Here is a 12,169-nt window from a genome sequence, read left to right as displayed (position 1 = left end):
GACCCTCCCGTTGATCCTGTAACACCGCCGGTTGACCCCTCTGATGAAACACATGTTAACCGCCCTGAAGCAGGTAGCTATCTTGCAAACATTGCGGCTGCGAACACGTTATTCAACACCCGTCTGCACGACCGTCTGGGGGAAACGCAGTACGTTGATGCTCTGACCGGTGAGAAGAAAGTTACCAGTCTGTGGCTACGCCAGGTCGGTAGCCATAATAACTGGCGTGATGGCAGTGGTCAGTTGAAAACACAGAGCAACAGTTATGTCGCACAGTTGGGTGGCGATGTTGCGCAGTGGTCAACCGATGGCCTGAACAGAGGCCACCTGGGTCTGATGGCGGGTTACGGTAATAACCACAGTTCTACCCGCTCTTCCGTCACGGGTTATGATTCAAAAGGTTCCATAAACGGTTACAGCGTTGGCGCTTACGGCACCTGGTTCGCCAGCGATGCGGATAAAGCAGGGTTGTATGTGGACAGCTGGCTCCAGTACAGCTGGTTCAACAACCAGGTTAACGGGCAGCAACTGGCCAGCGAATCCTACAAGTCTAAAGGCTTTACGGCCTCGCTGGAGACGGGTTACACCCAGAAACTGGGCGAGTTTGCTGGCAGCAAAGGGACGCTTAATGAATGGTTTATCCAGCCACAAGCCCAGGCCACCTGGATGGGCGTGAAAGCAGACAACCATCGTGAAACCAATGGAACCCGCGTTAGCAGCGGTGGCGACGGTAACGTACAAACCCGCCTGGGCCTTCGTACGTACCTGAAGAGCCATCATGCGATGGATGACAACAAAGACCGTACTTTCGAGCCGTTCATTGAAGCCAACTGGTTGCATAATACGCGCAGTTATAACGTGAACATGGATAATGTCCACATCAGCCAGGCTGGCGCCCGCAACATTGGTGAAGTCAAAGTGGGTGTTGAAGGACAGATTAACCCTCGGGTCAATCTGTGGGGCAATGTCGGCGCCCAGATGGGGGATAAAGGATACAGTGACACCAATGCCATGGTGGGTATTAAGTATAACTTTTAATGCCGCGCTAACCGGGGGATTATCCCCGGTTTTTATCTGAAGAAATCTCCTACGGACCTTGTCCAGTATGTTGTGGACGAGGTTATTTCCGAAACAGTGGTGTTGAGGATAAATGTAATTTACCGCGCCTAAGCTGATTAACTGCTCATAACTTGAGCAATAAAAATCTTAAAACCTGAGAACCCGCTATGGCGGGTTTTTCTTTTTTACGCCTGACAGGAAATTAACAATTTGTGCTCTTAAGACATTGATCATCTCTGAGCACAGTTGTGCTGTATGAACACTCAATTTCTCGAATACGTGCGCCAGCAACTGCTGGTTGCCACCGCCGATTTAAGAGGTGCGACGAAAGGTCAGTTGATGACCTGGCTTGAGGGTTGGCGGCGCAGGATGTGAAAGCGGAACTGGCTGGTCGTGATGTTTTTCAGCAAAGGACTTAGCCGCTATGCGTGGTGTCAAACCGGACAACTGGAGCCACTACTATGCGGACTACTGGCGAGTTTTGTGCAGCATCTTCAAGGGGCTCGATAGCGAATCCCTGCTTTGTACGGTGAGAACGCGATCACAACAAAAGACGTCTTTTTCGCAGCAGGGTATTGCAAAAGTCAATTAAATAGCATGCATTTCGTGTGAATATGATATTGTGCCATTGTTGTATGTACTGGCAGTAAATTAGTTTTCGAGCCCGAGGTTAACGCCTTGGGCTTTTTATTTGCCTGTAGGTAAGCTGTAAAGCACTCAAGTCATAATTGAATGCTCGCTGGTTAGATCCCTGTCAGGCGCGCCAAGTCTAAGCCCACTTCGAGGTATCAAAGGTAGTTATCAATTTGATATATTTCACTTCAAGGAAGATGAGAAATGGATTAATGATAATGAGGTTGCCAACAAAGGTAGAGTTGATTTCATTCTGCTTCGCAGTCATTTGGGTTATTTGGTGTGCATGGGCAGACAAAACAACTCACGACACATACCTTTTTGATGGGGTGCTTTATAAGTCAGTTATTGTTGGGACTTCCTTCCTGATAGGAATGTTCATTGCTTGGCGTGTGTACCTAAGTAATAAGGTCGCAGCAGGTATGGTTAAGAGGCTTTTCGGCGTTTGCCTTACTGTTATGATGTGCCTGACATTTACTTTTTGGAATGTTCCAGAGTTAATAATGATCTCATCAGCTAATAAGCATGTGAGTGACAATTACCGATTCAAGATGAGATATCCCACACAATCTGGAGGAAAAACCAGGCCATGTAAGGCTCGTGTTATCTACTATGACACATATCTGAAGCGTGAAATCGCACTCTGTCACTGGGATGATGCTCCATCTTTTTTCTATACGGATTATATTCGAGTAGATAAGCTGATTTCAGATATGGGCGGGCAGATTATTTATCACGAAGCCGTTCATTGAGAAAATCCTATTCAAAGTTTAGAGGTCGCCATATGACGGCCTTTTTCATTTCAGGCTCACGAGAATCAACCACTACGTGCTTTGTTGATAAATCCAGCCCGTGAAGATAGAACTCTTTTATCCCATCGTAAATGTGTCTAAGAAAGTATCATTTCTACAGCTATAACCAATAAATTATGGTTGGTATCATTTTGTAAAATATTTTTATAAAATCTTTTGACCGTTACTCTGAAGACGAATGCAGAATCACAGTGACGTTTACACTGTTGTACTATTTTCTACTGTTTTATCCCACCGGAAGGGTTGTAAGTGATTGATTTTAAATTATGTGTGTTTGCAGTTTTTCTCCTCTTTGGCTGTAGTTCTGATGTTGTCATCAAATCACCTGCTAAACCTGTCTACAGGTCGATGCCTGAAATTACCCAGTCAATTACACCTTCACAGCAGAGGGCAATTATGACTGGCGCACGACCTGACTGGTCAGAAAGAACACCGGTTAACACAATTAAGCGATATTAATTAGCACTTTTCACCGAGTTAAGGCTGCCATCTGGCGGCCTTTTTCATTTAAGGGTTCATTGGAATCATCCGCTACGTGCTTTGTTGATAAATCCATCCCGTGAAGCCTGACCCTTTAATCACCCACAGCGCCATCCGAAAAATCGGAGGTGAGGCTATGACCAGAATGAGCACCATTTACAGCAGATTCTCATATGGAACAGGCACCACGCTGACCGGCTGCGGTGTATCAGCGAAGGCATATGCCGAAACACCTAAAACAGCAAAAGAGTTGCCCAGGATGTTGGCCGACAGAATTGCAGGATTAAGCCTGAGTGACTGGGCAATTGTTGTCGTTATCGCATGCACCGTTATTACCTGTTCAGTGAACTGGTATTTTCACAGGAAGCGAATGCACAGACCGTAGCCCGTATGATTGAACAGGGGCGAACAATTCCCGAGATGAGGTTGTTAAAGATGCTCAAGCTCAAGCAGCGCGTGTCAGGCAGCGATTCGTGTGGGGTACAGCGCTAAAACTGCTACGGTACTGCTACAAAATTGCTGTCAAAAGCTGTCATTCAAAACAGGATTGCCGAACTTAAAGCCAGGCGCAACGAAGATGTGGGCATTGATGCCGATTATGTGCTCCGGCGCTTGGTTGAAATCGACCAGATGGACGTGCTGGACATCCTTAATGACGATGGCAGCCTAAAGGCGATTAGCCTTTGGCCCAGGTCGTGGCGGACGATACTCACTGGACTGGATATCAGCACGACTATCCAGAACTGATATAAAGGCTGGTGCGTAAACGCGTGCCAGCCTCTGCTGTTATTACTCTTCCGGGGGCTGATGTTCCCGACAAATCAGTTTTGAATCATCCTCACTCAGCGGTTCTTTCGTGAGATTACAAAATCTCTGGCCATTATTTTTTAGATGGAACTGACAGCTATGGCAAAGACCGAAGCCAGGAACATTGTTGGTTCTCTGGATTTCACGCAAAAGTTCGAACAACAACTCTTTTAACAAGTCAGAACGTTTCCCCATCGCAGACTCTCCCGCCACCAAAAATGAGGGGGGAAGTAGGGCATCGAGTAAGGTTTTCGCTGACTCAGAGACCTGTAAATGGACGCTGCGTTTATCCCGAACGTCCTGGGTTCGCACAATCAGTCCTTTTGTTTCCAACAACTTTAGCGATTGTGAAACGGTTCCTTTGGTGAGTCCAAGATAGTCCGTCACGCCTAGCGGCGTATTGGAATAGCGGTTACAGCGAGCGAGATACATCAACGCGCTGAGCTGTACCGGTTGAATATCCGCCAGTAAAGGATGCTGGCGAAACCACATCCGCGTCAGGCTGGAAAGCCTGTCCAGTACGTCGAAAAGTGACATGTCGTGCATAACGAAATCCTCCTTGACATATAGTATCGATTAAAAACTAAATTGACAAAGCATTAAAGCAGCGTAGTATGAATTATAGTATCGAATCGATACTATAATTCAAAAGGAGATATATCATGACAAAGGCTACCTATTATCATGCCGGTTGCCCGGTTTGCGTTTCCGCGGAAGAGGCGCTGCTTCAGCATCTGTCCCCAAATGTGAAAGTCGATATTATTCACCTGGGTGAACAACCTGATCGAGTCGCTGAGGCTGAACGGGCTGGTGTGAAGTCTGTTCCGGCATTGGTGATCGACGGCAATGTGCTACACATCAACTTTGGTGCGCCAATTGAAGCACTGAAATAACGTCTGGCGTTCGGGAGGTCGCTCCGGCTATTTCCCGAACAAGCGTTCAAACGGAGGAAGGGGCTACGTTTATCATCGTTATATTTATTTGATTATATGAGATAATTTTTAGGTACAGACGTTATACCGTATAAATCCGGATGTCATGCGCCTGAAAGGCGGTTGCGTACTCTTTGCTGATATTTTCCTCTACAACAATGACATCAATGTTGCTGCTTTCGGTAACAACATACCGGGCTACTGCCGGGATTTTATCTGCCGTCAGTGCGACGATAGTTTCATTGCACTGTTTAATCACCGCTTTTTTAAACTCACAATCTGCGTAATCAAACCCCGTCAATCCTGACTCGGGCGCCATTGCGCATCCGCCAATAAATCCCTGATCAAATAAAATGCCCTGCAACTGAGATATCGCCGTGGCTCCAACACAACCACCTGACGATCTCTGTACCTGGCCACCCAGAGTAATGACCTCAAACAGTGGTTTCTTTAGCAGAACGGCGGCAATTTCTGGCGAATTAGTCACTACTGTTAGTGCAAGCTCGGCGGGCAGGGCTTCAGCCATCGCCAGGTTAGTGCTACCCGTATCGATGAAAATGCAGCTCCCGGATTTAACCAGCCGGGCACATCTTTGCGCGATGTTGCTCTTTTTCTCCGCATTGATGTTCTTACGAACGGCGATCTCCGCTGATTCCGGCAATGAAATAACGGCTCCGCCATATACCTTCTTGCATACACCTTCTTTACTAAGTTCATGTAGATCACGGCGAATTGTGTGTTCTGAAACGCCTAATCGTCCGGCGAGTTCGGAGCAGACCACTCTACCGTTTTCCTGAAGGATCTGATGAATTAGTGCCTGTCGCTGTTGTGGGAATGCAGCGTAATCGAGCATAAAAACTCCTGAATAAATAAAAATCGAGCAATACTAAGCATGATCGTGCATTATGATTAGCGTTGTCAATGTCCCGTTAGTACGGAATGTATAATTATGAATAAAACCAGTGGAGGTTCGCGATGAAGGTTGCCCATATGGCATTGTGGACACAGGATCTCGAGCGACAAGCTCATTTCTGGGGCACTTTTTTTGGTGGAGAGATTAACGAAAAATACTGCAGTAAAACGAATCCGGGGTTTGAGTCCTATTTCGTCAATATTGGTGATGGCATTGCGATTGAGTTGATGACCAAGACTGGACTTACATCCTGTTCGCCCGACAACAACACGGTTGGATGGGTTCATCTGGCCATCTCCGTCGGCAGTGTCGAGAGTGTTGACGCAATGGCGATGCGTGCCCAGGAACAGGGGATTTTAGTATCAGCCCCACGCACTACTGGTGACGGATATTATGAAGCCGTGATACGCGATCCTGATGGTAATTTAATCGAGATTGTTGCCTGATTTTTAGTCTGCCCGAGACAATCGAAGACAGGAAGTTAAAAGTGCTGTTTGCCCACTATCTGTGGCATGTCAGGCCACAATAACTTGGCTGTTTTTAGCTCTCGGGGCAGAACCATGCTGGTCTGAGTAAATAAGACGCGAAATTTCGCGTCTTATTCTTTTAGTGTGAAGACGCTTGTGCTGTGGCATCTTCCATGTACAGCGTCTGGCTTGGGAAGGCAAAATCGGCTCCGTTTGCCTGGACGATAGTAATAATCTTTAAATAAACATCCTGCTGAACGGCGAGCCACTCCTGCCATACAGTCGTTTTTGTAAAGCAATAGACCATAATATTCAGAGAGGAATCCGCAAACTCATTAAAATAAACCAGCAAGGTTTGCTTCTGGTCTATACCGGGATGGTTTTGCAGCATCTGTCTTACTGACTCGACAATTGTACTTATTTTATCGGCATCTTCATAACGTAACCCGATCACCGTTTTTATCCGTCGGTTAGTCATTCTGCCTGGATTTTCTACACTAATTGACGAGAAAATTGAGTTCGGCACATACAGAGGACGATGATCAAAGGTGTTTATTTTGGTCATTCTCCAGCCAATTTCTGTTACTGTGCCTTCGATATTTCTGTCCGGGGAACGGATCCAGTCACCGATACTGAACGGTCTGTCGAAATAGAGCATAATTCCGGAAAAGAAATTACTCAGAATGTCTTTCCCCGCCATACCAACAGCTATACCGCCGATGCCTCCAAAGGTTAGCAGTCCGGATAAACTCATTCCAAAATGTTCGCCATACAGCAGAATGATGACGACAACGATAGTTATCTTAATAATTCGCGACAGGATCCGGGCACTGGTGATATCTCTGCCTTTGCTGATCTGTGTTTTTTCAAACTGGTTGATCACCAGAAAGAGTTTTATGGTCAGAATGAGCGCAATCAAAGAGGTACAGAGGAAGTCGACAACGCTCGGGGATATAAATTTCAGCCTGTAGCTTTCAATCACATTATTGGCGATGCTGCCGAATGTTCCAATGATAATGGCATAGACGAAAAATTGCGCCGCGTGGAATATGAAACCTTTTTTACGTTTCTCGCAGCGATGAAACCAGACGCTCATCAGGACTAATGCCGCACAGCAACTGAGAATTACCGTCAGATTAAATGCATTGTTCATAAACAGTTCAGCGATCATGATTCTCCCTGGCTACTCCGTGTTAGCTAAATATCATCTGACATATCCAGTCCAGATATTTTATCCAGTTCAGGGTGTCAGATCATTAAGCATAAAGAGAGAGAAATAAGATAATCAGCGCTGTTTTCAGGCGAATAATGCTGAAGGCAACCTTTTAGCGAGTCTTATGTAGCAGACAATGAGCTGATGTCATGGTATTGTTATTGCAAAGTAACAAGGTATTCATCTGCAAATGAAAAGGACGATACTATGGTCATGGCTAAGCTGAAAACAGCGAAGGGAAGGAAATTTCTGTTGTGTCTGCTTGGGGTGTTCATCATCGCAGCATCGGTGGTTACGCGAGCAACAATCGGTGGGGTAATTGAGCAGTACAATATTCCGCTTTCAGAGTGGACCGCTTCAATGTATGCCATTCAATCTGCAATGATTTGCGTCTACAGCATGGTGTTTACTATTCTGCTGGCGATCCCGCTTGGGATCTATTTCCTTGGCGGGGAAGATAAGCGCTAAGTGTTTTTAATGCCGGATGACGTCGCCATCCGGCATTTTTCTGTGCGGTTAATCGTCTTCTTCGTCGTCCAGTTCAACCGGGGTCTGATATTGATCGGGTTTGATAACCAGCAGGTCACAGCGTAGATGGTCGATGACTTGTTCCGCTGTATTTCCGAGAAACGCAGCTGAAATACCGGTACGCCCAACCGTTCCTAATACCACGATACCTGCCTGTAAATGTTCAGCTAAATCAGGGATAACCTCTTCAGGTAATCCTTTTTCAACGTGGGTGACTTTCTCGTCGATACTGAACTTTTGGCGCAATGCTTTCATTGCCAACAAGTGCTGCCCACGGATGGCGTCGTTATAGACGCTGGGGTCAAATTCAGGCAGCTCAATGGCGATGTTGATAGGTGTGACCGGATAGGCTCCAACCAGATGCACTTCGGTATGGTTAACTTGCTCTGCGAGTTGCAGTGTCTCCTTAACGAGTTTTTCGTTGAGGGCGTTGTGATATGCCTCTTCACTTGCCAGGTTAACTGCAACCAGCGCTTTACCACCTTCCGGCCACGGTTGGTCTTTAACCATCCATACCGGGCTTGGGCATTTACGCAGTAAATGCCAGTCAGTAGGTGTGAAAATCACGGCTTCCAGACGGTCGTGTTGGTGCGCCATTTTCAGGACCAGGTCATGCTTAGCACTGATAACTTCCTGGATGATGGCTTCAAACGGACGGTTGTGCCAGACCACTTTTATATCAAGAGGAATACCTGCCTCGATATAGTATTTTGCTTGTTCACGTATCCATGCTGTTCGCTGGCTGATGACACCCTGACGCATTGCTGTACGCTCATCTGGTGACAGCAGGGTGGTCATCTCATAGGAAAAGTCATAGATCGGCAAAAAGGCTTTAATTTTGCCACCAATCCGTTGATGCAAATAAACAGCGCGCCGTAATGCTGGTTGATCGTCCTGGTTAGGATCGATGACTACCAGCATGTTTTGATACATAGCCATACAGGGTCTCCTTACAACTGTCACCGCAGTTTGTCATTAAAAGAGTAACCCAATAATGTGGATTGAAACAGGGGATAACCTCCTGCCAGATCAATAAATTGGGAAAATATATTCTATTTGCCCACATCCGGCTAAATTTAAACAACTTTTGTCGAGGTATGCGCCCTGAGGACTACGCAAAGGGGCGGCCTATTGCGCGTTTGTACATTCAACGGATACTGCCATCTCCTGATTAGAACCGGAAGCAAAGTGTTCGGGTGTCTTATATGATGATAGGGTGATCGCAATATTTTCTTAAGATCTGGCATATAGTCTTTCTTCCAATTAAGCCACTATTCAGGATGATAATATGTTGAAAAAAGGGGTACTAGCTTTAGCGTTGTTCATCGGTATGCCGGTTTTTGCCGCAGAACATTGGATTGATGTTCGCGTGCCTGACCAATACCAGCAGGAGCATATTCAGGGAGCGATCAACATTCCGTTGAAAGATCTCAAAGCGCAAATCACCTCCGTTGTTCCGGATAAGACCGACACGGTGAAACTGTACTGCAACTCAGGACGGCAGTCAGGGCAGGCGAAGGATATGCTGATTGATATGGGATATACGCAGGTGACGAACGAAGGGGGGATCAAGCAGATTGACCTTCCAAAAGTAGAGCAAAAATAATCCGCGCGGTTTTCATCTGTAACAGGCGGCATACATAAATGATGTCTCCTGATATTTCTCAGGTGGTTGATAAATAAGAATTGCCCCCAATCTTTACTTCCTGTTTGTTATAATTTCTACGGCTCCTTCAGCATAACGGGATGGCGATGAAGCGACTTAAAAATGAACTCAATTCGCTGGTTAATCGCGGCGTGGACAGACATCTGCGTCTGGCTGTCACCGGGCTTAGCCGCAGCGGTAAGACAGCATTTATCACCGCGATGGTAAACCAGCTACTCAATATTCACGCAGGTGCGCGTTTGCCGCTGCTCAGCGCAGTGCGCGAAGAGCGCTTGCTCGGCGTTAAACGGGTTCCACAGCGCGATTTTGGCATTCCTCGCTTTACCTATGATGAAGGGCTGGCCCAGTTGTATGGTTCTCCGCCGACCTGGCCTACGCCGACGCGTGGTGTAAGCGAAATTCGCCTCGCTCTGCGCTACAAGTCCAACGACTCTTTACTGCGTCATTTTAAAGATACCTCCACGTTGTATCTGGAGATTGTGGATTACCCCGGTGAGTGGCTGCTTGATTTACCGATGCTGGCCCAGGACTACCTGAGCTGGTCACGACAAATGACCGGGCTACTACAGGGGCAACGGGCTGAATGGTCGGCAAAGTGGCGACAGTTAAGCCAGGGATTAGATCCATTAGCCCCCGCCGATGAGAATCGTCTGGCGGAGATTGCGGCTGCCTGGACGGATTATCTGCATCAGTGTAAGCAGCAGGGACTGCACTTCATTCAGCCTGGGCGTTTTGTCCTGCCGGGTGATATGGCTGGCGCGCCGGCACTGCAGTTCTTCCCGTGGCCGGATGTGGATGCCTGTGGTGAGTCCAGGCTGGCGCAAGCGGATAAACATACCAACGCAGGTATGCTACGCGACAGGTTTAATTACTATTGCGAGAAGGTGGTGAAGGGGTTTTATAAGAATCACTTCCTGCGTTTCGATCGCCAGATCGTGTTGGTTGATTGCCTGCAACCGCTCAACAGCGGACCACAAGCGTTCAACGATATGCGCCTGGCATTAACTCAGCTTATGCAAAGCTTTCATTATGGTCAGCGTACGCTGTTTCGGCGGTTGTTCTCGCCGGTTATCGACAAGCTGTTGTTTGCCGCGACTAAGGCAGATCACGTGACGGTCGATCAGCATGCCAATATGGTGTCACTGCTTCAGCAACTGATACAGGACGCGTGGCAAAATGCGGCGTTTGAAGGCATCAGCATGGATTGCCTGGGCCTGGCGTCGGTTCAGGCAACCACCAGTGGGCTGATTGATGTGAAGGGCGAGAAGATACCGGCACTGCGTGGAAATCGCCTGAGCGATGGCGCGCCGCTGACGGTCTATCCGGGAGAAGTGCCTGCGCGTTTGCCAGGGCAGGCGTTCTGGGATAGCCAGGGCTTTCAGTTTGAAGCGTTTCGCCCGCAGGTTTTAGATGTGGATAAGCCTTTACCGCATATTCGTCTTGATGCTGCGCTGGAGTTTTTAATAGGAGATAAATTGCGATGAGCGAGCCGTTAAAACCGCGTATCGATTTCTCAGGTCCGCTGGAAACGGAAAATAATCCGGCGTTTAAAGCGCAGCAGATGTTTAACGAAACGGAAGCGCAGACGTTTGCTCCGGCTACGCTGGATGTACCGTTGGAAGATGAAGGCCAGGCAGAAGCCGTAATTGATGCAGCTTTACGTCCCAAACGTAGCCTGTGGCGCAAAATGGTTATGGGCGGGCTTGCATTGTTTGGTGTCAGCGTGGTCGCTCAGGGTGTGCAGTGGACAATGAATGCCTGGCAGACTCAGGACTGGGTCGCAATGGGCGGATGCGCCGCCGGGGCGCTGATTATCGGTGCGGGTATCGGTTCTGTCGCAACCGAATGGCGTCGCCTGTGGCGTCTGCGCCAGCGAGCCCACGAGCGCGATGAGGCACGGGATTTACTGCATAGCCATGGTACAGGGAAAGGGCGGGCATTTTGTGAAAAATTGGCACAGCAAGCGGGGATTGATCAGTCTCATCCGGCGCTGCAGCGTTGGTATGCTTCAATTCACGAAACACAAAATGATCGGGAAGTGGTGAGTTTGTATGCCCACCTGGTGCAACCGGTGCTGGATGCGCAGGCCAGGCGCGAAATCAGCCGCTCAGCGGCTGAATCGACGCTGATGATTGCCGTCAGTCCTCTGGCGCTGGTGGACATGGCATTTATCGCCTGGCGAAATCTGCGTTTAATTAACCGCATCGCGACCCTGTATGGCATTGAACTGGGTTATTACAGTCGCTTACGTTTATTCCGGCTGGTGTTATTGAATATTGCGTTTGCCGGGGCCAGTGAACTGGTGCGGGAAGTCGGTATGGACTGGATGTCGCAAGATCTGGCAGCCAGATTATCCACGCGCGCTGCACAGGGGATTGGCGCCGGATTGTTAACGGCGCGTCTGGGGATTAAAGCGATGGAACTGTGCCGCCCACTCCCATGGATAGACGATGACAAACCGCGGCTTGGTGATTTTCGGCGTCAGTTGATTGGACAGGTCAAGGAGACCTTACAGAAGAACAAATCCCCCCGCGAAAGCTAAGACTAAAAGGGCTCCGATCGTATAACTTTACGCCTCGGTGCCCAATTTTCCAGCGTGCTGTCAATATTTGTTGACAGAGTCCTTCCTGCTAACGGAATACTGGCTTATCATCTTACA

At 48.0% G+C, this 12,169-nt stretch carries 13 protein-coding genes and 3 pseudogenes; 12 read left to right on the top strand and 4 right to left on the bottom strand.

What is annotated here, in order from left to right:
- The 6 genes and pseudogenes from OGY01_RS23650 to OGY01_RS23630 all read left to right on the top strand — a co-directional run.
- The coding region (locus OGY01_RS23650) for an autotransporter outer membrane beta-barrel domain-containing protein (protein WP_286492807.1) at positions 1-1,038 on the top strand (1,038 nt) is incomplete at its 5' end.
- A 276-nt stretch (positions 1,039-1,314) separates the two neighbouring features.
- Positions 1,315-1,413: pseudogene (locus OGY01_RS23840) on the top strand (bacteriophage antitermination protein Q); the annotation flags it as partial.
- 2 nt (positions 1,414-1,415) lie between these two features.
- A pseudogene (locus OGY01_RS23645) lies at positions 1,416-1,651 on the top strand (bacteriophage antitermination protein Q); the annotation flags it as partial.
- Between the two features lie 259 nt (positions 1,652-1,910).
- Positions 1,911-2,444 (top strand): hypothetical protein, encoded by a 534-nt coding sequence (locus tag OGY01_RS23640; RefSeq protein WP_200013061.1) that lies wholly within the window; start codon positions 1,911-1,913, stop codon positions 2,442-2,444.
- A 676-nt stretch (positions 2,445-3,120) separates the two neighbouring features.
- The gene (locus tag OGY01_RS23720; RefSeq protein ID WP_353622520.1) at positions 3,121-3,369 is read left to right on the top strand and encodes an HP1 family phage holin; all 249 of its coding nucleotides are present in this window, start codon (positions 3,121-3,123) and stop codon (positions 3,367-3,369) included.
- A 66-nt stretch (positions 3,370-3,435) separates the two neighbouring features.
- Positions 3,436-3,728, top strand: a pseudogene (locus tag OGY01_RS23630) (terminase small subunit); the annotation flags it as partial.
- A gap of 45 nt (positions 3,729-3,773) precedes the next feature.
- Here OGY01_RS23630 and OGY01_RS23625 read toward each other — a convergent pair.
- Positions 3,774-4,337 carry a MarR family winged helix-turn-helix transcriptional regulator gene (locus OGY01_RS23625; protein ID WP_045442471.1) on the bottom strand — a complete coding sequence of 188 codons (564 nt, stop codon included), beginning with the start codon at positions 4,335-4,337 and terminating at the stop codon, positions 3,774-3,776.
- A gap of 116 nt (positions 4,338-4,453) precedes the next feature.
- Here OGY01_RS23625 and OGY01_RS23620 point away from each other — a divergent pair, with 116 nt between their 5' ends.
- Entirely contained in the window at positions 4,454-4,684 is a 231-nt protein-coding gene (locus tag OGY01_RS23620) for a glutaredoxin family protein (RefSeq protein WP_200013055.1), read from the top strand.
- 121 nt (positions 4,685-4,805) lie between these two features.
- On the opposite strand, the gene OGY01_RS23615 is transcribed toward OGY01_RS23620, so the two are convergent.
- Positions 4,806-5,576: a DeoR/GlpR family DNA-binding transcription regulator gene (locus OGY01_RS23615; protein WP_045442476.1), complete on the bottom strand. Its 771-nt coding sequence runs from the start codon at positions 5,574-5,576 to the stop codon at positions 4,806-4,808.
- A gap of 122 nt (positions 5,577-5,698) precedes the next feature.
- On the opposite strand from OGY01_RS23615, the gene OGY01_RS23610 reads away from it, so the two are divergent.
- Positions 5,699-6,082, top strand: coding sequence for a VOC family protein (locus OGY01_RS23610; RefSeq protein WP_136345582.1), 384 nt, complete (start codon positions 5,699-5,701; stop codon positions 6,080-6,082).
- 160 nt (positions 6,083-6,242) lie between these two features.
- On the opposite strand, the gene OGY01_RS23605 is transcribed toward OGY01_RS23610, so the two are convergent.
- A complete protein-coding gene (locus tag OGY01_RS23605; RefSeq protein WP_286493847.1) occupies positions 6,243-7,274 on the bottom strand; it encodes a mechanosensitive ion channel family protein in 1,032 nt (343 codons plus the stop codon).
- Positions 7,275-7,523: 249 nt separating this feature from the next.
- On the opposite strand from OGY01_RS23605, the gene OGY01_RS23600 reads away from it, so the two are divergent.
- Positions 7,524-7,784, top strand: coding sequence for a DUF2534 family protein (locus OGY01_RS23600; RefSeq protein WP_045442483.1), 261 nt, complete (start codon positions 7,524-7,526; stop codon positions 7,782-7,784).
- A 48-nt stretch (positions 7,785-7,832) separates the two neighbouring features.
- On the opposite strand, the gene uspE is transcribed toward OGY01_RS23600, so the two are convergent.
- Complete coding sequence (uspE, locus tag OGY01_RS23595) at positions 7,833-8,783, bottom strand: universal stress protein UspE (protein WP_005126626.1); 951 nt, start codon at positions 8,781-8,783, stop codon at positions 7,833-7,835.
- A gap of 349 nt (positions 8,784-9,132) precedes the next feature.
- Here uspE and pspE point away from each other — a divergent pair, with 349 nt between their 5' ends.
- From pspE to OGY01_RS23580, 3 genes are all read left to right on the top strand, one after another.
- A complete protein-coding gene (pspE, locus tag OGY01_RS23590) occupies positions 9,133-9,450 on the top strand; it encodes a thiosulfate sulfurtransferase PspE (protein ID WP_048221520.1) in 318 nt (105 codons plus the stop codon).
- Positions 9,451-9,596: 146 nt separating this feature from the next.
- The gene (locus tag OGY01_RS23585; protein ID WP_200013047.1) at positions 9,597-10,994 is read left to right on the top strand and encodes a YcjX family GTP-binding protein; all 1,398 of its coding nucleotides are present in this window, start codon (positions 9,597-9,599) and stop codon (positions 10,992-10,994) included.
- Positions 10,991-12,052 carry a YcjF family protein gene (locus tag OGY01_RS23580; protein ID WP_045442491.1) on the top strand — a complete coding sequence of 354 codons (1,062 nt, stop codon included), beginning with the start codon at positions 10,991-10,993 and terminating at the stop codon, positions 12,050-12,052. The genes OGY01_RS23585 and OGY01_RS23580 overlap by 4 nt, the downstream gene beginning before the upstream one ends.
- Positions 12,053-12,169: the final 117 nt, after the last annotated feature.

Origin of the sequence: Citrobacter sp. Cm038 (assembly GCF_030333105.1) — a bacterium.
GTDB classification, from domain to species: Bacteria; Pseudomonadota; Gammaproteobacteria; order Enterobacterales; family Enterobacteriaceae; genus Citrobacter; species Citrobacter murliniae.
This window is presented reverse-complemented; position numbering and strand designations above follow the sequence as displayed.

Bases quoted from the DNA above. Each gene is read 5' to 3' on its own strand.
- OGY01_RS23605 (WP_286493847.1), bottom strand. From the start codon at position 7,274: ATGATCGCTGAACTGTTTATGAACAATGCATTTAATCTGACGGTAATT.
- OGY01_RS23610 (WP_136345582.1), top strand. From the start codon at position 5,699: ATGAAGGTTGCCCATATGGCATTGTGGACACAGGATCTCGAGCGACAA.
- pspE (WP_048221520.1), top strand. From the start codon at position 9,133: ATGTTGAAAAAAGGGGTACTAGCTTTAGCGTTGTTCATCGGTATGCCG.
- OGY01_RS23640 (WP_200013061.1), top strand. From the start codon at position 1,911: ATGAGGTTGCCAACAAAGGTAGAGTTGATTTCATTCTGCTTCGCAGTC.
- OGY01_RS23620 (WP_200013055.1), top strand. From the start codon at position 4,454: ATGACAAAGGCTACCTATTATCATGCCGGTTGCCCGGTTTGCGTTTCC.
- OGY01_RS23720 (WP_353622520.1), top strand. From the start codon at position 3,121: ATGACCAGAATGAGCACCATTTACAGCAGATTCTCATATGGAACAGGC.
- OGY01_RS23580 (WP_045442491.1), top strand. From the start codon at position 10,991: ATGAGCGAGCCGTTAAAACCGCGTATCGATTTCTCAGGTCCGCTGGAA.
- OGY01_RS23600 (WP_045442483.1), top strand. From the start codon at position 7,524: ATGGTCATGGCTAAGCTGAAAACAGCGAAGGGAAGGAAATTTCTGTTG.
- OGY01_RS23585 (WP_200013047.1), top strand. From the start codon at position 9,597: ATGAAGCGACTTAAAAATGAACTCAATTCGCTGGTTAATCGCGGCGTG.
- uspE (WP_005126626.1), bottom strand. From the start codon at position 8,783: ATGGCTATGTATCAAAACATGCTGGTAGTCATCGATCCTAACCAGGAC.
- OGY01_RS23615 (WP_045442476.1), bottom strand. From the start codon at position 5,576: ATGCTCGATTACGCTGCATTCCCACAACAGCGACAGGCACTAATTCAT.
- OGY01_RS23625 (WP_045442471.1), bottom strand. From the start codon at position 4,337: ATGCACGACATGTCACTTTTCGACGTACTGGACAGGCTTTCCAGCCTG.